The organism is Streptomyces sp. A012304 (assembly GCF_026008495.1).
In the GTDB taxonomy this organism is placed as follows: Bacteria; Actinomycetota; Actinomycetes; order Streptomycetales; family Streptomycetaceae; genus Streptomyces.
Map to the genome: position 1 here is coordinate 61,755 of NZ_BQUN01000038.1, position 17,584 is coordinate 79,338.

The window sequence follows — 17,584 nt, forward strand, 5'->3', positions numbered from 1 at the left end:
GCCCGGGCCGACCCGTACGCCTCAGGAGCGGTACAGCGCGTCGACCTCGTTCGCGTAGGCGTTCTCGATGGCCTTGCGCTTCAGTTTCATCGACGGGGTCAGCAGGCCGTGCTCCTCGGTGAACGGCTGGGCGAGGATGCGGAAGGTGCGGATCGACTCGGCCTGTGAGACCTGGGTGTTCGCGGCGACCACGGCCCGCCGCACCTCCGTCTCCAGATCCGGGTCGCGCACCAGCTCGGCCGGGGTCATCGGCGGTTTTCCGCGCATCTGCAACCAGTGTTCGACGGCCTCTTGATCGAGGGTGACCAGCGCGGCGACGAACGGCCGGTCGTTGCCGACGACGACGCACTGGTTGACCAGTGGGTGGTCCCGTACGCGTTCCTCCAGCAGCCCCGGTGAAACGCTTTTGCCGCCGGACGTGACGAGGATCTCCTTCTTGCGGCCGGTGATGGTGAGGTAACCGTCTTCGTCGAGCGCGCCCAGGTCGCCGGTGGCCAGCCAGCCGTCGTGCAGGGCCTCGTCGGTGGCCTTGGGGTTGTTGAGGTAGCCCTGGAAGACGTTGTCGCCGCGCAGCCAGATCTCGCCGTCGTCCGCGATGTGCACGGTCATGCCGGGGATGGGCTGCCCGACGGTGCCGTAGCGGGTGCGGCCGGGCGGGTTGGCCGTCGCGGCCGCCGTCGACTCGGTGAGGCCGTACCCCTCGTAGATGTGCACGCCCGCGCCGGCGAAGAACAGGCCGAGCCGGCGGTCCATCGCCGAGCCGCCGGTCATCGCCTGCCGGATGCGGCCGCCCATCGCCGCCCGCATCTTGGCGTAGACGAGCTTGTCGAACAGCTGGTGCTGCATCCGCAGTCCCGCCGAGGGGCCGGGCCCGGTGCCCCAGGCCTTCGCCTCCACGGCCTCCGCGTAGTTCACCGCCACGTCGACGGCCTTCTCGAACGCCCCGGCCCTGCCCTCCCGTTCCGCCTTGCGGCGGGCGGCGTTGAAGACCTTCTCGAAGATGTACGGCACGCCCAGGAAGAACGTCGGCCGGAACGCGGCCAGGTCGGGCAGCAGCGCCGCCGCGCTCATCTGCGGCTGGTGGCCGAAGCGGACGCCGCCGCGGATCGCGGCGACCTGCACCATCCGTCCGAAGACGTGCGCCAGCGGCAGGAACAGCAGCGTCGCCGCCTCGTCGCCCTTCCTGGAGTGGAACACCGGCTCCCAGCGCCGGATCACGGTGTCCGCCTCGAACATGAAGTTGCGGTGCGAGATGACACAGCCCTTGGGGCGGCCGGTCGTGCCGGAGGTGTAGATGACGGTGGCGATCGAGTCGGGGGTCACGGCCTCGCGGTGGCGGTGCACCACCTCGTCCTCCAGGTGCGCGCCGGCGTCGTACAGCTCCCGCACGCAGCTCTCGTCCAGCTGCCACAGCCGGCGCAGCCGGGGGAGGCGGTCGATGACCGTGGCGATCGTCATCGCGTGGTCCTCGTGCTCCACGACCGCGGCGGTGACCTCGGCGTCGTACAGCATCCAGAAGCACTGCTCGGCCGAGGACGTCGGGTAGACCGGGATCACCTGGGCGCCGATGGTCCACAGGGCGAAGTCGAACAGGGTCCACTCGTAGCGGGTGCGGGACATGATCGCGACGCGGTCGCCGAAGCGGACGCCCTGGGCGAGCAGGCCCTTGGCGAGCGCGAGGACCTCGTCGCGGAACTCGGCGGCGGTCACGTCCCGCCAGCGCCCCAGCTCGTCCTTGCGGCCGAGCGCGATACGCCCGGGGTCGTCCTGGGCGTGCTGGAAGACGACGTCGGCCAGTCCGCCCACCGGCGGTGCCAGCGCCAACGGAGGGTTGGTGAACTCGCGCAAACCCGCACCCCGCTTCTCATGGCCGGCCACTCGTGGCCGTACAGCGCCGTGAAAGCTACCCCACCCCCGGGCGGGGCGGGAGAGGGCCGGAAAGCGAGCGATGCTCTCGTCTGCGCTGGTCAGGGCGGGAAAATGGGCTCACATGCGGAAGGGTCGGACAGGAAAACTGACGGATGAGTAAGTTTCGGTGCCGTAATCTCCACCGAATCTGCCCGCCGCGCTTACGCTGCCCGGCCCTGCCGCCGAGACGTCAGCGCCGCGTCGGCGCCCTCTCTTCGGACAGCGCCGGAGCCGCCGATTCCGTTACTCCGGCACGCGCGTCCGCTTCGGTGCGCGCCGCGCGCGCCGGGCGGACCAGGGCGAGGACCAGTACGCCGGCCACGACGCCGGTGGCGCCCGCCGCGAGCAGCGCGCCGTCCAGCCCGGAGGCGAACGCGGCGCGCAGGGTCTGCTCGGAGAACGTTCCGCGCAGCGCCCCGGCGCCGCCGCCCGCCAGCGTGTGCGCCGCGTCGTGCGGCAGCGTGTCGGTCATCCGCGAGGTCAGGACGGTGCCGAAGACCGCGACGCCGAGCGCGTAACCGAGCTGGCGGACGGTGTTCACCGCGCCGCCCGCCATGCCGGCCCGCTCGGCCGGCACCGAGGCCAGCGCCGCGCCCGCGACGGTCGGCGCGACGAAGCCCGTACCGATGCCCACCAGCACGAACCCCGGCACCAGCGCCGTCCAGCCGGACCCGGCGTCCAGCACCGCCTGGCAGCAGCAGCCCACGCCGATGAGCAGCAGCCCGCCACTGATCGTCAGCCGCGCCGGCACGCCGTGCAGCAGCCTGCCCACCAGCACCGCGACGACCATCGCGGCGACCGTCATCGGCAGCAGCGTGAGCCCGCCGCGGACCGGGCTCATGCCCAGCAGCGTCTGCATCCAGATCGACAGGTACGGCGTCACCCCGAACGCCACCCCGTTGAAGGCGAGCGCACCCGCCATCACCCCGACGAACGCCGGCTTGCGCAGCAGCGCCAGATCCAGCAGCGGGTGCGCCGCCCGCCGCTCCGCCAGCACGAACCCCAGCAGCGCCAGCGCGGCCAGCCCGAACGCGGCCAGTGCCGCGGGCGCCGTCCAGCCGTCCTTGCCGGCCCGCACCACGGCGTACGTCGTACCGCCCGCGAACCCGGCGAACGTCACCGTCCCCGCCCAGTCCACGCGCATCCCCCGCGGCCCCTTCGTCTCCGGCACGACCCGCAGTGTCAGCCACACGGCGAGCACGCTCACCGGCAGATTCACCAGGAAGATCCACCGCCAGCCCGGCCCGGCGGTGAGCAGCCCGCCCAGCACCGGCCCGACCGCCGCCGCGCCACCGCTGACCGCGCCCCACACACCGAGCGCCGCCGACCGCCGCCGCCCCTGGTAGACCGAGCCGAGCAGCGGCAGCGTCGTGGCGAGCATCGCCGCCGCGCCCACGCCCTGCACGGCCCGCGCCGCCACCAGCGTGCCGGTCCCCGGCGCCAGTCCGCACAGCAGCGACGCCGCCGCGAACAGCACCACGCCCGCCACGTGCACCCGGCGCCGCCCCAGGACGTCGCCGGCGGCCCCCGCCCCCAGCAGCAGCGCCGCGAGGGCCAGTGCGTACCCGTCCACCACCCACTGCAGACCGCTCAGCGACGCGTTCAGCGCTCCCGCCATGTCCGGCAGCGCGACCACCACGATCGTCACATCCAGCAACAACATGAACGTCCCCAGGCACACCGCCGTCAGCGGCCCCCATGCGCGCATCTGTCCAACCCCCTCGTCCGTGGAACCGATTCGCCCCGTACGATGAGCCGGTCGCGGAGAATCGTCGCGGCAATCGCGGGCCGATCGGCGAAATCCGACGAGGGAGAGGCGCATGGCGACGGAATCCAACACCTTCGACCAATTGGACCTGCGGCTGCTCTCGGCGCTGGAACTCGACGGGCGGGCCTCCTTCAGCAGGCTGGGCGCGGTCCTCGGGGTCTCCGACCAGACCGTCGCCCGCCGCTTCCGCCGGCTGAGCGCCGAGGCGGGCGTCAGGGTCGTCGCCGTGCGGGACGCCGAACACCTCGGCCAGGACCAGTGGATGCTGCGGCTGCGCTGCGTCCCCGACAGCGCCACCGTCATCGCCGGGGCGCTGGCCAGACGGTCCGACACCTACTGGATCGGCCTCGGCTCCGGCGGCACCGAGATCATCTGCATGACCCGCCCCCGCCACCCCGTCGACCACGACGACCTGCTCCTCGGCAAGCTCCCGCGCACCCCGAGCGTCGTGGAGATCCGCGCCCAACAGGTCCTGCACCGCTTCTACGGCGGCCCCACCGGCTGGCTGCGCAAGCTCGGGGCCCTGGACGACGACCAGGTGCGGGCCCTGCTGCCGTACCGGGAGCCGGCGGACGGCCCGGCCCGTATCGAGCCCGAGGACGAACCCCTCCTCGCCGTCCTGGAGCGCGACGGCCGCGCCACCTACGCCGAACTCCAGCAGGCCACCGGCCGCTCCGAGTCCGCCGTCAGACGCCGCCTCGCCGCGCTCCTCGCCTCCGGTGCCGTCTACATCGACGTCGAGTACCAGTCGGAGGCCATCGGCTTTCCGCTCGCCGCCGCCCTGTGGATCACCACCACGCCCGCCGCCCTGCACACGGTCGGCGAGGCCCTGGCCGGCCACGACGAGATCGCGTACGCCGCCGCGACGGCCGGCCCCTCCCACATCGTCGTCACCGCCGTGGCCCGGAACACGTCCGGCCTGTACGCCTACCTCAGCGGCCCCCTCGGCCGTCTGGAGGGCGTCCAGCACGTGGAGGCCACGCCGTACCTGCGGCGGGTCAAGCAACTCACCTATCAGCGGCCCGCTCGCTAGACCCTGTCGTTCGGATCATCCCGGCGTCGCGGGGCCTGGCACGCACATCTGCGGCGTTGTCGTCACTCGCCGACTCCCCCACGCTCGGCTTCGCTCGCGCGGGAGGGGCCCCCATCGCGTCGACTCCCTCCTCCGCCTTGCATCTGCACGCACCATGCCCCGCTCGGGCCGGCCGAAAGGCACCGCACCTCACAGCCGGCCTGATCCAAACGACAGGGTCTAGACCCGGGGCGGCGGCACCGGACGCGGGCGGGGGCCCCGGCGGTGCAGCCGGTCGCCGCCCGCCAGGATCGCCGCCGCCAGCGCGTCCGCCGCGCCCTGCGCCGACGTACGGCGCCGCCCGTGGACCAGCACGAAGTCCACCCGGCCCAGCTCGGGCAGGCCGGCCCGGTCCGGGATCCGCACCAGGCCCGGCGGGATCAGGCCCCGCGAGTGCGCCATCACGCCCAGGCCCGCGCGGGCCGCCGCGATCAGCCCGTTGAGGCTGCCGCTGGTGCACACGATCCGCCACGCCCGCCCCTGCCGCTCCAGCGCCTCCAGGGCGAGGGCGCGGGTGATGCCCGGCGGCGGATAGACGATGAGCGGAACCGGGCGGTCCGCGTCCAGGCGCAGCCGTTCCGCACCGATCCACACCAGCTCGTCGTGCCAGACCAGCTCGCCGCGCGGGTCCTCCGGGCGCCGCTTGGCCAGCACCAGATCCAGTTTCCCGGCGGTGAGCTGCTCGTGCAGGGTGCCGGACAGCTCGACCGTCAACTCCAGGTCGACCTCGGGGTGGTCGTGGCGGAAGCCCTCCAGGATCTCCGGCAGCCGGGTGAGCACGAAGTCCTCGGACGCGCCGAACCGCAGCCGCCCGCGCAGCCGGGTGCCGGTGAAGAACGCCGTGGCCTGCTCGTGCACCTCCAGGATCCGGCGCGCGAAGCCGAGCATCGCCTCGCCGTCCTCGGTCAGCTCCACGGAGTGCGTGTCGCGGGTGAACAGGGTCCGGCCGGTGGCGTCCTCCAGACGCCGTACGTGCTGGCTGACGGTGGACTGGCGCAGCCCGAGCCGCCGGGCGGCCTGCGTGAAGCTGAGGGTCTGCGCGACCGCCAGGAAGGTCCGCAGGTGGGAGGGGTCGTACATGGCGTCCACGGTACTGGGCTATCGGCATTCGTGATGACAGTCAGAGCGGTATGACGGATTCCCGATCACGGACGCGGGAAGGACGATGGAGAGGGGCCTTCCGGCCCGGAGAGGGGCCCTGCGCCCCGGTCCCGACGGACCGCCTGTGAACGACGAGTACGAACGAGCAAGTGGAGCACCGTGAAACGCCTGCGCTGGCCGAGTTGGATGCCGATCGACCCGTACATCGTGCTGCTGCTCGGGACAGTGGGCCTCGCGGCGCTCCTCCCGGCGCGCGGCGGGTCCGCCGACGTGGCCTCCGGCGCCTCCACGGCGGCGATCGCCTTCCTCTTCTTCCTCTACGGCGCCCGCCTGTCCACCCGTGAGGCACTGGACGGGCTGAAGCACTGGCGGCTGCACGTCACCGTCCTCGCCTGCACGTTCGTGATCTTCCCGCTCCTCGGGCTGGCCGCCCGCGGCCTCGTGCCGGTCCTCCTCACCGACCCCCTCTACCAGGGCCTGCTCTTCCTCACCCTGGTGCCGTCGACCGTCCAGTCGTCGATCGCCTTCACCTCGATCGCCCGCGGCAACGTGCCCGCCGCGATCTGCGCCGGCTCCTTCTCCTCCCTGGTCGGCATCGTCGTCACCCCGCTGCTGGCCGCCGCGCTGCTCGGCGGCGGTGCCGGCGGGTTCTCCGCGGACTCCCTCGTGCAGATCGTGTTCCAGCTCCTCGTGCCGTTCGTCGCCGGGCAGCTGCTGCGCCGCTGGATCGGCGGGTTCGTCACCCGGCACAAGAAGGTCCTCGGCCACATCGACCGCGGCTCGATCCTGCTGGTCGTCTACACGGCGTTCAGCGAAGGCATGGTCCGGGGCATCTGGCACCAGGTCAGCCCCGCCCGGCTCGCCGGTCTGCTGCTCGTCGAGGCGGTGATCCTCGCCGTGATGCTCGCGCTGACCTGGTACGGCGCCAAGGCCCTGCGCTTCGACCGCGCGGACCGGATCGCGATCCAGTTCGCCGGCTCGAAGAAGTCCCTCGCCTCCGGGCTGCCCATGGCGAGTGTCCTGTTCGGCGCGCAGGCCTCCCTGGCCGTGCTGCCGCTGATGCTCTTCCACCAGATGCAGCTCATGGTGTGCGCGGTGATCGCCAAACGGCGGGCGGGCGACCCGGTGCCGACGGCCGTCACGGAGGGCGAGCCGGAACCGGGGGCGGCGGGGCGGAACGCGGTCGACGCGGGGACGCGGTCGCGGTGACGCGCGGTGACGGCGGTGAAGGAGGCGACGGGCGGCGGCTGACGACGCGGGGCGCCAGGTGCCGTGTGTGGTATGTACGGACGGCTGACGGCGGATAACGTTCCGTCATGACCGCACCTCACGCGCTGGACCCCGCGCACACCGCTCTCGTCCTCGTCGACCTGATGGACCGGATCGTCGCCCTGCCCCTGGCGCCCCGCGCGGGCTCCGAGGTGCTGGCGGTGGCCGAGGAGCTGGCGGACATGTTCCGCTCGGCCGGGGCCCCCGTCGTCCTCGTCCGCGTCGAACGCCCCGGTGTCGCCGAGCAGCCGCCCGGCAGCGGGCTCGTGGCGGGACTGCTCAAGGACGGCGACCTGGAGATCGTCAAGCGGACGATCGGCGGCTTCCACGGCACCGACCTCGACGACCGTCTGCGCGGGCGGGGCGTCACCACGCTGGTGTTCGGCGGCATCGCCACCAACCTCGGTGTCGAGTCCACCGCCCGCTCCGCCGGCGACCTCGGCTACGACCTGCTCTTCGTCGAGGACGCGATGGCCGCCCTCACCGGCCCCGAGCACGAGGCGTCCGTACGGCTGGACTTCCCGCGCCTGGGAACGGTGGTGACGGCGAAGGAGCTGGCCTTCGCGGGGGGCGGCACGCGCTCCGCCGGATGACGTGGGGTGCGGGTGGCAGGACGGCTGAGGCGAGGCCCCCGCGCCGCAGGGGGCGCTCCCCGCCGGTCGGGGCCCCGCCGCCTGTGTCGCGGGCGGTCGCCTCAGCCCCGGGGGGCCGCGGTCCGCAGGGCGATGCGGCCCTCACCCGCGTACACGTTCATGGAGCTGCCCCGCAGGAAGCCCACCAGTGTCAGCCCGGTCTCCGCGGCCAGGTCCACGGCCAGCGAGGACGGCGCCGAGACCGCCGCGAGCACCGGAATGCCCGCCATGACGGCCTTCTGCGCCAGCTCGAACGAGGCACGGCCCGACACCAGCAGGACCGCGCGGGACAGGGGCAGCTCGCCGTTCCGCAGGGCGCGGCCGACGAGCTTGTCGACCGCGTTGTGCCGGCCGACGTCCTCGCGCACGTCCAGCAGCTCGCCGTCCTCGGAGAACAGCGCAGCCGCGTGCAGCCCGCCGGTCCGGTCGAAGACCCGCTGGGCCGCGCGCAGCCGGTCCGGCAGGTCCGCCAGCAGCTCCGGTTCGAGCCGCAGCGGAGGTGTGTCGGCGATGGGCCAGCGGGCCGTCGTACGGACCGCGTCCAGGCTCGCCTTGCCGCACAGGCCGCAGGACGAGGTGGTGTACACGTTCCGTTCCAGCGTGATGTCGGGGATCACGACGTCCGGGGCGGTCTTCACGTCCACCACGTTGTAGGTGTTCGAGCCGTCCACCGTCGCCCCGGCGCAGTAGACGATGTTCAGCAGATCGGATCCCGCGGCCAGTACGCCCTCGCTGACCAGGAAGCCGGCCGCCAGCGCGAAGTCGTCACCGGGCGTGCGCATGGTGATGGCGAGCGGCTTGCCGTTGAGCCGGATCTCCAGCGGCTCCTCGGCGACGAGCGTGTCCGGCCGGGTGGAGACCGCTCCGTCGCGTATGCGGAGCACCTTGCGTCGTTCGGTGACTCGTCCCATGTCGTGATCAGCCCCGGTTCTGTAGGTGCTGGTAGCCGAAGCGGCCCTTGCTGCGGAGGTTGCCGTGGGTCACCGGGTTGTCGTGCGGCGAGGTGACCTCGACGATCTCATTGTCCTGCACGTGGAGGGTCAGGTCGCAGCCCACACCGCGGTAGCGCACACCGTCGCGACGACTCTCCGGGGAAACGGGTCGGTACGACCGCTCGGCGCAGCCCGCGTACCGCTCACCGCATACCGTCGACGCGCCGCCTTCTCAACGGCGGTGATCCTTCCTACCGTTCGGGACTCATGAGTCCCCCCATCGCACCGCCCGGCTGGAGCCGCTGGCTCGTCCCCCCTGCCGCCCTCTCGGTCCACCTCTCCATCGGCCAGGCCTACGCCTGGTCCGTATTCAAGCCGCCGCTCGAGTCCGCGCTGGGCCTCAGCGGCACCCAGAGCGCGCTGCCCTTCCAGCTCGCCATCGTGATGCTCGGCCTGTCCGCCGCGTTCGGCGGCACGCTCGTCGAGCGCAACGGGCCGCGCTGGGCGATGACCGTCGCCCTGATCTGCTTCTCCTCCGGCTTCCTGATCTCCGCGCTGGGCGCCGCCACCGAGCAGTACTGGCTGATCGTCCTCGGCTACGGCTTCGTCGGCGGCATCGGCCTCGGCATCGGGTACATCTCGCCCGTCTCCACCCTGATCAAGTGGTTCCCGGACCGGCCCGGCATGGCCACCGGCATCGCCATCATGGGCTTCGGCGGCGGCGCGCTCATCGCCTCGCCGTGGTCGGCGCAGATGCTGGAGTCGTTCGGCGCCGACCACTCCGGGATCGCGCTGGCGTTCCTCGTCCACGGACTCTCGTACGCGGTCTTCATGACGCTGGGGGTCCTCCTGGTGCGGGTGCCGCGCGCCCCGGAGCCGGTCGCGGGCGGCGGGCCGAGTGCCGTGCAGGGGGTGCAGGTCTCGGCCCGCAGCGCGGTGCGCACCCCGCAGTTCTGGTGTCTGTGGGTCGTGCTCTGCATGAACGTCACCGCCGGCATCGGCATCCTGGAGAAGGCCGCCCCGATGATCACGGACTTCTTCGCCGACACCTCCACGCCGGTGTCCGTGACGGCCGCCGCCGGTTTCGTCGCCCTGCTGTCCGCCGCCAACATGGCCGGCCGGATCGGCTGGTCGTCCACCTCGGACCTGATCGGGCGCAAGAACATCTACCGGGTCTACCTGGGCGTCGGGGCGCTGATGTACGCGCTGATCGCCCTGGCCGGGGACTCCTCCAAGCCCCTGTTCATCCTGTGCGCGCTGGTGATCCTCTCCTTCTACGGCGGCGGCTTCGCGACCGTCCCCGCCTACCTCAAGGACCTGTTCGGGACCTACCAGGTCGGCGCGATCCACGGGCGGCTGCTCACCGCCTGGTCCACGGCCGGTGTGCTCGGCCCGCTCATCGTGAACTGGATCGCCGACCGGCAGGAGGACGCCGGCCGGCACGGCTCCTCCCTCTACACCCTGTCCCTGTTCATCATGATTGGGCTGCTCGCCGTCGGCTTCGTCGCCAACGAACTCGTCCGGCCCGTCCACCCCCGCCACCACCACGTCCCCGCCCCGAGGGAGGCCGCCGATGTCGCTGGACCCCGACCCCAGCAGCCCGAGTCCGCCTGACCGACGCCCGCTGATCGCCTTTGCCTGGCTGTGGGTGGGGGCACCGCTCGCCTACGGGCTCTACGAACTCGTGCGCAAGGCGACCCAGTTGTTCACCGGATAGCGCACGGAACGCGTCGCCGGCGCACCGGACCGCGGGCCACCGGGCGGATGTCCGCCGGTGGCCCGCGGGTCCGACGGCTATGGGGAAGCCGACAAGCCCGGGACCCGTTTCCTGTCGCTTGTCGCGCCCTCGTACCCGTGAGTCACTGATCAGACTGGTGGATCCCGCTACCCAAGGCTCCGAGGGGGACCACCCGCATGAACGGCTCGCGCATCGCCGCCGTCGGCCACTACCAGCCCGCCAAGGTACTCACCAACGAGGACCTGGCGGGCCTGGTCGACACCAGTGACGAGTGGATCAGGAGCCGGGTGGGCATCCGCACGCGCCACATCGCCGGACCGGACGAGCCGGTGGACGAGCTGGCCGCGCACGCCGCCGCCAAGGCCCTCGCCACGGCCGGGCTCACCCCCGGCGACATCGACCTGGTGCTGGTGGCGACCTCCACCGCCGTGGACCGCTCGCCCAACATGGCCGCCCGGGTCGCCGCCCGCCTCGGCATCCCCTCGCCGGCCGCGATGGACGTCAACGTCGTGTGCGCCGGCTTCACCCACGCGCTGGCCACCGCCGACCACACCGTGCGCGCGGGCGGCGCCCGCCGGGCCCTGGTCATCGGCGCCGACAAGATGTCCGAGGTGACCGACTGGAGCGACCGCACCACCTGCGTCCTCGTCGGCGACGGGGCCGGCGCGGCCGTCGTCGAGGCGTCCGAGGAGCCGGGCATCGCGCCCGTGCTGTGGGGATCGGTGCCCGAGATGGGGCACGCGGTGCGCATCGAGGGGCAGCCGGCCCGGTTCGCGCAGGAGGGGCAGAGCGTCTACCGCTGGGCGACCACCCGGCTGCCTCCGCTCGCGCGGCAGGCCTGCGAGCGGGCCGGCCTCGCCCCCGAGGACCTCGCCGCCGTCGTCCTGCACCAGGCGAACCTGCGCATCATCGAGCCCCTCGCGGAGAAGATCGGCGCCGTCAACGCGGTGGTCGCCCGCGATGTCACCGAATCGGGCAACACCTCCGCCGCCAGCATCCCGCTCGCCTTCTCCAAGCTGATCGAACGCGGCGCCGTCTCCACCGGGGATCCGGTCCTGCTGTTCGGCTTCGGCGGCAACCTGTCGTACGCGGGGCAGGTCGTCCGCTGCCCCTGACGCCCCTCGCCGGGCCGGATACGCGACGCGGCCGACGGTCGACTGCCCTGGCTACTGTGGCCCGTAGCCTGTAGACGAAAGACAATCGACACCGGCTTTCCGGCTCGCAGGCGCCCGGCGCTGCCCAGGAGGGGGACCGACCGATGTTGTCGAGGGGACTGCCGCAGGGTTCGGTACCCAAGCTCGAACGCCCCGGCCCGCTGCGGGAGCGCGTCTACGAGGCGCTGCTCGAACTCATCACCACCCGCGCCCTGCGACCCGGCCAGCACCTGGTCGAGAGCGAACTCGCCGGGCACCTCGGTGTCTCCCGTCAGCCGGTGCGCGAGGCGTTGCAGCGGCTGAACAGCGAGGGCTGGGTCGACCTGCGGCCCGCCCAGGGCGCGTTCGTGCACGAACCGACCGAGGAGGAGGCCGACCAACTCCTCACCGTGCGCACGCTGTTGGAGGCGGAGGCGGCACGCCTCGCCGCCGCCCACGCGGACCGGGCCGGCATCGACGCCCTGCGCGAGCTGCTCGCGCAGGGCGATCTCGCGGTCGCCTCCGACGACGTGGACGCCGCCGTCGCCCTCAACGCCCGCTTCCACGCGAAGATCATGGAGCTGGCGGGCAACGCGGTCCTCGCCGAGCTGGCGGCGCAGGTCGACCGCCGGGTGCGCTGGTACCACGCGCCGGTGGCCCGCCGACGCGGACAGCAGTCCTGGATCGAACACCGGGACCTGATCGCCGCGATCGCGGACGGCGACGAGCAGCTCGCCACCCGGCTCATGCGCGAGCACACGGAACACACACGCCGCTCGTACCACGCCCGTCAGCGGTCGTAGCACCGGCCGGGTGGACACCAGTGGGAGGGCGGCGGCGCGCCCGCCCCGTCATCGCCACGGCTTTGTCCTGCGAGTGGAGAAAGTCCGCGGCAATTCCCGCAGGACTTCTTCCCAGCCCCGGCAACCGCTGCTACGTTCCCCTCGAAAGCCCGACAGCTGGCGGCCGATCGAGGCGGGAGGGGCTCGTGAGACGGATGACGGCACGACCCGCGAACGCGCATCAGGCCCGCCTGCTCAAGTTGTTGCGCGACGGCGGCCCCAACTCCCGCGCCCAACTGGGCGACCAGGTCGAACTGTCACGGTCCAAGCTGGCCGTGGAGGTCGACCGGCTGCTGGAGACGGGACTGGTGGTGGCCGACGGACTCGCCGCCTCGCGCGGCGGCCGCCGCTCCCACAACGTCCGGCTCAACCCCCGACTGCGCTTCCTCGGCGTCGACATCGGCGCGACCTCGGTCGACGTCGCGGTCACCAACGCCGAACTGGAGACCCTCGGACACCTCAACCAGCCCCTCGACGTACGTGAGGGACCGGTCGCGGTTTTCGAGCAAGTCCTCGCCATGGCAGCGAAGTTGAAGGCGACGGGACTGGCGGAGGGCTTCGACGGCGCCGGCATCGGGGTGCCCGGCCCGGTCCGCTTCCCCGAGGGCGTACCGGTCGCGCCGCCGATCATGCCGGGCTGGGACGGCTTCCCCGTGCGGGAGGCGCTCAGCCAGGAACTCGGCTGCCCGGTCATGGTCGACAACGACGTGAACCTCATGGCGATGGGGGAGCAGCACGCGGGCGTCGCCCGCACCGTCGCCGACTTCCTCTGCGTCAAGATCGGCACCGGTATCGGCTGCGGCATCGTCGTCGGCGGCCAGGTCTACCGCGGGACGACCGGCAGCGCCGGCGACATCGGGCACATCCAGGCCGTGCCCGACGGACGACCCTGCGCCTGCGGCAACCGGGGCTGCCTGGAGGCCCACTTCAGCGGCGCCGCCCTGGCCCGGGACGCGGTGGACGCCGCTCAGCAGGGACTCTCGGCGGAACTCGCCACCCGGCTGGAGACGCACGGCGTCCTCACCGCCGCCGACGTCGCCGCCGCGGCCGCCGCGGGTGACGCCACCTCCCTCGACCTGATCCGCGAGGGCGGCAACCGCGTCGGCCAGGTCATCGCCGGACTCGTGTCGTTCTTCAACCCCGGCCTGGTGGTGATCGGCGGCGGGGTCACCGGCCTCGGCCACACCCTGCTCGCCGCCATCCGCACCCAGGTCTACCGCCAGTCGCTGCCCCTGGCGACCGGCAACCTGCCCATCGTCCTGGGCGAGTTGGGCCCCACCGCCGGCGTGATCGGCGCGGCCCGCCTGATCAGCGACCACCTCTTCTCACCCGCCTAGCCACCGACCCACGCCCGACACCCCCTTTTTCCGTACGGCGCATCGGTACGGCACATCGGTACGGCGCATCCGTACGGCACTTTGTACGGCGCATCCGTACGGCACTTCGGTACGGCACATCGGTACGCGACACCAGCACAGCGCCCCTGCCCTGCCCTGCCCTGTCCTGCCCTGCCCCGTTCCGCCCTGACTCCGGCCCGCACGCCCGCCGAGGGGAACCCACATGGCACCAGAAGCACCGCTGCTCAGCATGTCCGGCATCACCAAGTCGTTCCCCGGAGTCCGGGCCCTGGACGGCGTCGACCTCGACGTCCAGGCCGGTGAAGTGCACTGTCTGCTCGGCCAGAACGGCGCCGGCAAGTCCACCCTCATCAAGGTCCTGGCCGGCGCCCACCAGCCCGACTCGGGCACCATCCGCTGGCGCGGCGAACCGGTCACCCTGCGCTCCCCGATCGCCGCCATGCGCCTCGGCATCGCCACCATCTACCAGGAACTCGACCTGGTGGAACACCTGTCCGTGGCCGAGAACGTCCACCTCGGCCACGAGCCCACGGCCGCCGGTTTCGTCATCCGCACCAGAACGGCGCGCACCGCGACCGCCGCGCTCCTGCGCCGACTCGGCCACCCGGAGATCGATCCCACGCGCCTGGTGGGCGAGTTGTCGGCCGCCCAGCAGCAGATCGTCTCCATGGCCCGGGCCCTCTCCCACGACGTGCGGCTCATCGTCATGGACGAACCGTCCGCCGCCCTCGACCCCGACGAGGTCGACAACCTCTTCCGCATCGTCGGTGACCTCACCGCCGACGGCGTCGCCGTCGTCCACATCTCCCACCGCCTGGAGGAGATCCGCCGCATCGGCGACCGCGTGACCGTGCTGAAGGACGGCCGGGCCGTGGCCGGCGGACTGCCCGCGAAGACGACGCCGACACGGGAGGTCGTCGCGCTGATGACGGGACGCAACGTCGAGTACGTCTTCCCCGAACGGCCGGTACAGGACGCGGCGGCCACCGGGACACCGCTGCTGGAGGTGCGGGGCCTGGCCCGAGAAGGCGAGTTCGAACCCCTCGACCTGGTGGTCCACCCCGGGGAGATCGTGGGCCTCGCCGGACTCGTCGGCTCCGGACGCTCCGAGATCCTGGAGACGATCTACGGCGCCCGCAAGCCCACCGCCGGCCACGTGCTCGTCGACGGACGGCCGTTGCGTCCCGGCAGCGTACGGGCCGCCGTCGCCGCCGGACTCGGCCTCGCCCCCGAGGAACGCAAGGCCCAGGCCCTGCTGATGCTGGAGTCCGTCACCCGCAACGTCTCCGTCTCCTCCCTCTCCCGCTTCTCCCGCGCCGGCTGGATCGACCGGGGCGCCGAACAGGGCGCGGCCCGGGCGGCGACCCGCGAGCTGTCCCTGCGCCCCGACAACCCGTCCGCGCCCGTGCGCACCCTGTCCGGCGGCAACCAGCAGAAGGCCGTCCTGGCGCGCTGGCTGCTGCGCGGCTGCCGGATCCTGCTGCTCGACGAACCGACGCGCGGAGTCGACGTCGGCGCCCGCGCCGAGCTGTACGCGGTCGTCCGGCGACTGGCCGCCGACGGCCTCGCCGTGCTGCTGGTCTCCAGCGAGGTGCCCGAGGTCCTCGGCCTCGCCGACCGCGTCCTGGTGCTCCGCGAGGGCCGCGTCGTCCACACCGCGCCCGCCCGGGAGCTCGACGAACACCGTGTACTCGACCTCGTCATGGAAGGAAGCCCGGCGTCATGACGCAGCATGTGTCCCCGCCCCGGGGCGGCACCGACAAGACGGCCCCACCGGACCGGCTCCCCGCCTGGCGGGGGCTCATGGCCCACGCCGACGTCCGCACCCTGTCCCTGCTCGGCGTGCTCGCCGTGCTGATCCTCATCGGCGGCATCACCAGACCCGACGAGTTCCTCGACACCCGCAACCTCCAACTCGTCCTCACCCAGGCGTCGGTGATCGGCGTCGTCACCGTCGGCATGACCTTCGTCATCACCTCCGGCGGCATCGACCTGTCCGTCGGCGCGATCGTCGCCCTCGCCTCGGTATGGGCGACCACCGTCGCCACCCAGGAGTACGGCTTCGGCGGCATCCTCTTCACCGCCGTCGCCGTCGGCCTGGGCTGCGGCCTGGTCAACGGCCTGCTCATCGCCTACGGCGCGATGGTGCCGTTCATCGCGACGCTCGCCATGCTGGCCTCGGCCCGCGGCCTCGCCCTGCAGATCACCGACGGCAGGACGCAGATCGTCACCGTCGACGGCATCCTCGATCTCGGTGAGCGCGACGCCTACGTGCTCGGCGTACCGCCCCTCGTCATGGTGTTCGCGGTCGTGACGATCATCGGCTGGCTGGTCCTGAACCGCACCACCTTCGGCCGGCGCACCGTCGCCGTCGGCGGCAACGCGGAGGCCGCCCGCCTCGCCGGCATCGACGTACGCCGCCAGCGCCTCTACCTCTACCTGCTGTCCGGGCTGTGCTGCGGCATCGCCGCCTTCCTGCTGATCATCCTGTCCGGCTCGGGCCAGAACACCAACGGCAACCTCTACGAACTCGACGCCATCGCGGCCGCGATCATCGGCGGCACCCTGCTCAGCGGGGGCCGCGGCACCATCACCGGATCCGTGCTCGGCGTGCTGATCTTCACCACGATCACCAACATCTTCGCCCTGAACAACCTGCAGAGCGACGTCCAGCAGATCGCCAAGGGCGCGATCATCGTCGCCGCCGTGCTGGTCCAGCGCCGTACCGCGAGCACGACCTGAGGAAAGGGTTCACCGCCATGCCGCACACCACGAGTCGCAGAGGGCTGCTCTTCGGGACCGCCGCCGTCGGGGCCGGTGCCCTCCTCGCGGGTTGCACCAGCAACGATCCGAAGGAGGAGGAGCCGGCCGCGAACGACCGGCCCGCCGCCGACGACCAGCCCGGCAAGCAGGTCACCATCGGCTTCGCCGGACCGCAGGCCGACCACGGCTGGCTCAACGCCATCAACGACAACGCCAAGAACCGCGCGAAGAAGTACTCCGACGTGACCCTCGAGATCACCGAGGGCTCCAACGACACCGCCCAGCAGATCGGCCAGATCGAGACCCTGATCAACAAGAAGGTCGACGTCCTGGTCGTGCTGCCCGCCGACGGCAAGGCGCTCACCCAGGTCGGCCTGAAGGCGATGCGCGCGGGCATCCCGGTCGTCAACCTCGACCGGATCTTCAACTCCCCGCAGGCCTACCGGTGCTGGATCGGCGGCGACAACTACGGCATGGGCCTCAACGCCGGCCACTACATCGGCGAGAAGCTCAAGGGGAAGTCCGGCGCCCGCGTGATCGAACTGGCCGGCCTGGACAACCTGGAGCTCACCCAGCAGCGCACCCAGGGCTTCGACGACGCCCTGAAGAACTACCCCAACATCAAGAAGGTGGCCCGCCAGGCGGCCGACTTCACCGTGGAGTCGGGTCAGGCCAAGATGGCGCAACTCCTGCAAGCACAGCCCAAGTTCGACGCGCTGTGGAACCATGACGACGACCAGGGCGTGGGCGCGCTGCGCGCCATCGAGCAGGCCGGGCGCGACGACTTCCTGATGGTCGGCGGGGCGGGGGCCCTCTCCGCCTTCCAGGCGATCAAGCAGGACAACGGCGTCCTCAAGGCGACCGTCCTCTACCCGCCCACGATGGCGGCCTCCGCCATCGACCTGGCCCGCGCCCTCGGCCAGGGCAAGGGTGTCGGCGGTCTCGCCGAGTACGAGATCCCCGCGTCGATCACCCTCTACTCGGCGGTCGTCGACAAGGGGAACGTCGACCAGTACATGTCGACCGGGTTCCGGTGAGCGGGTGCCGCCGGCCGCCGGCAGGAGCCGT

The 17,584-nt window shown here is 72.2% G+C and carries 14 protein-coding genes and 1 pseudogene; 10 read left to right on the forward strand and 5 right to left on the reverse strand.

The genetic code is table 11. The annotated features are described in order from the left end of the window. Positions 1–21 precede the first annotated feature (21 nt). Both ALMP_RS08955 and ALMP_RS08960 read right to left on the reverse strand, forming a co-directional pair. Positions 22–1,848, reverse strand: a complete 1,827-nt coding sequence (locus ALMP_RS08955) for a long-chain fatty acid--CoA ligase (RefSeq protein WP_264925741.1) — start codon at positions 1,846–1,848, stop codon at positions 22–24. A 250-nt stretch (positions 1,849–2,098) separates the two neighbouring features. Further along, positions 2,099–3,616, reverse strand: a complete 1,518-nt coding sequence (locus tag ALMP_RS08960) for an MFS transporter (protein ID WP_264925743.1) — start codon at positions 3,614–3,616, stop codon at positions 2,099–2,101. Between the two features lie 112 nt (positions 3,617–3,728). Between ALMP_RS08960 and ALMP_RS08965 the strand changes: the two genes are divergently transcribed. Further along, positions 3,729–4,709, forward strand: a complete 981-nt coding sequence (locus ALMP_RS08965) for an Lrp/AsnC family transcriptional regulator (protein WP_264925744.1) — start codon at positions 3,729–3,731, stop codon at positions 4,707–4,709. A gap of 219 nt (positions 4,710–4,928) precedes the next feature. Here ALMP_RS08965 and ALMP_RS08970 read toward each other — a convergent pair whose 3' ends face one another. Next, positions 4,929–5,828, reverse strand: a complete 900-nt coding sequence (locus tag ALMP_RS08970; RefSeq protein WP_264925745.1) for a LysR substrate-binding domain-containing protein — start codon at positions 5,826–5,828, stop codon at positions 4,929–4,931. Between the two features lie 180 nt (positions 5,829–6,008). Between ALMP_RS08970 and ALMP_RS08975 the strand changes: the two genes are divergently transcribed. Together ALMP_RS08975 and ALMP_RS08980 are read left to right on the forward strand one after the other, a co-directional pair. Then, complete coding sequence (locus ALMP_RS08975) at positions 6,009–7,058, forward strand: bile acid:sodium symporter family protein (protein WP_264925746.1); 1,050 nt, start codon at positions 6,009–6,011, stop codon at positions 7,056–7,058. Between the two features lie 107 nt (positions 7,059–7,165). Then, positions 7,166–7,711, forward strand: a complete 546-nt coding sequence (locus ALMP_RS08980; RefSeq protein ID WP_264925747.1) for an isochorismatase family protein — start codon at positions 7,166–7,168, stop codon at positions 7,709–7,711. A 101-nt stretch (positions 7,712–7,812) separates the two neighbouring features. Here ALMP_RS08980 and fdhD read toward each other — a convergent pair whose 3' ends face one another. Further along, the gene (fdhD, locus tag ALMP_RS08985) at positions 7,813–8,661 is read right to left on the reverse strand and encodes a formate dehydrogenase accessory sulfurtransferase FdhD (protein WP_264925748.1); all 849 of its coding nucleotides are present in this window, start codon (positions 8,659–8,661) and stop codon (positions 7,813–7,815) included. 7 nt (positions 8,662–8,668) lie between these two features. Further along, a pseudogene (locus ALMP_RS08990) lies at positions 8,669–8,815 on the reverse strand (Fe-S-binding domain-containing protein); the annotation flags it as partial. Between the two features lie 134 nt (positions 8,816–8,949). Between ALMP_RS08990 and ALMP_RS08995 the strand changes: the two are divergent. From ALMP_RS08995 to ALMP_RS09025, 7 genes are all read left to right on the forward strand, one after another. After that, positions 8,950–10,296 carry an OFA family MFS transporter gene (locus ALMP_RS08995; RefSeq protein WP_264925749.1) on the forward strand — a complete coding sequence of 449 codons (1,347 nt, stop codon included), beginning with the start codon at positions 8,950–8,952 and terminating at the stop codon, positions 10,294–10,296. Positions 10,297–10,596: 300 nt separating this feature from the next. Continuing rightward, entirely contained in the window at positions 10,597–11,535 is a 939-nt protein-coding gene (locus tag ALMP_RS09000) for a beta-ketoacyl-ACP synthase III (protein WP_264925750.1), read from the forward strand. Between the two features lie 143 nt (positions 11,536–11,678). Continuing rightward, positions 11,679–12,356: a GntR family transcriptional regulator gene (locus ALMP_RS09005; protein ID WP_264925751.1), complete on the forward strand. Its 678-nt coding sequence runs from the start codon at positions 11,679–11,681 to the stop codon at positions 12,354–12,356. A 194-nt stretch (positions 12,357–12,550) separates the two neighbouring features. Continuing rightward, positions 12,551–13,732: an ROK family protein gene (locus ALMP_RS09010; RefSeq protein WP_264925752.1), complete on the forward strand. Its 1,182-nt coding sequence runs from the start codon at positions 12,551–12,553 to the stop codon at positions 13,730–13,732. Positions 13,733–13,955: 223 nt separating this feature from the next. Continuing rightward, positions 13,956–15,479 (forward strand): sugar ABC transporter ATP-binding protein, encoded by a 1,524-nt coding sequence (locus ALMP_RS09015; RefSeq protein WP_264925753.1) that lies wholly within the window; start codon positions 13,956–13,958, stop codon positions 15,477–15,479. Beyond that, the gene (locus ALMP_RS09020; RefSeq protein WP_264925754.1) at positions 15,476–16,495 is read left to right on the forward strand and encodes an ABC transporter permease; all 1,020 of its coding nucleotides are present in this window, start codon (positions 15,476–15,478) and stop codon (positions 16,493–16,495) included. Before ALMP_RS09015 ends, ALMP_RS09020 begins: the two co-directional genes overlap by 4 nt. A gap of 17 nt (positions 16,496–16,512) precedes the next feature. Then, positions 16,513–17,553 (forward strand): substrate-binding domain-containing protein, encoded by a 1,041-nt coding sequence (locus ALMP_RS09025; RefSeq protein ID WP_264925755.1) that lies wholly within the window; start codon positions 16,513–16,515, stop codon positions 17,551–17,553. The last annotated feature ends 31 nt before the right edge of the window (positions 17,554–17,584 follow it).

Bases quoted from the DNA above. Each gene is read 5' to 3' on its own strand.
- ALMP_RS08960 (WP_264925743.1), bottom strand. From the start codon at position 3,616: ATGCGCGCATGGGGGCCGCTGACGGCGGTGTGCCTGGGGACGTTCATG.
- ALMP_RS08965 (WP_264925744.1), top strand. From the start codon at position 3,729: ATGGCGACGGAATCCAACACCTTCGACCAATTGGACCTGCGGCTGCTC.
- ALMP_RS08970 (WP_264925745.1), bottom strand. From the start codon at position 5,828: ATGTACGACCCCTCCCACCTGCGGACCTTCCTGGCGGTCGCGCAGACC.
- ALMP_RS08980 (WP_264925747.1), top strand. From the start codon at position 7,166: ATGACCGCACCTCACGCGCTGGACCCCGCGCACACCGCTCTCGTCCTC.
- fdhD (WP_264925748.1), bottom strand. From the start codon at position 8,661: ATGGGACGAGTCACCGAACGACGCAAGGTGCTCCGCATACGCGACGGA.
- ALMP_RS08995 (WP_264925749.1), top strand. From the start codon at position 8,950: ATGAGTCCCCCCATCGCACCGCCCGGCTGGAGCCGCTGGCTCGTCCCC.
- ALMP_RS09000 (WP_264925750.1), top strand. From the start codon at position 10,597: ATGAACGGCTCGCGCATCGCCGCCGTCGGCCACTACCAGCCCGCCAAG.
- ALMP_RS09005 (WP_264925751.1), top strand. From the start codon at position 11,679: ATGTTGTCGAGGGGACTGCCGCAGGGTTCGGTACCCAAGCTCGAACGC.
- ALMP_RS09010 (WP_264925752.1), top strand. From the start codon at position 12,551: ATGACGGCACGACCCGCGAACGCGCATCAGGCCCGCCTGCTCAAGTTG.
- ALMP_RS09015 (WP_264925753.1), top strand. From the start codon at position 13,956: ATGGCACCAGAAGCACCGCTGCTCAGCATGTCCGGCATCACCAAGTCG.
- ALMP_RS09020 (WP_264925754.1), top strand. From the start codon at position 15,476: ATGACGCAGCATGTGTCCCCGCCCCGGGGCGGCACCGACAAGACGGCC.
- ALMP_RS09025 (WP_264925755.1), top strand. From the start codon at position 16,513: ATGCCGCACACCACGAGTCGCAGAGGGCTGCTCTTCGGGACCGCCGCC.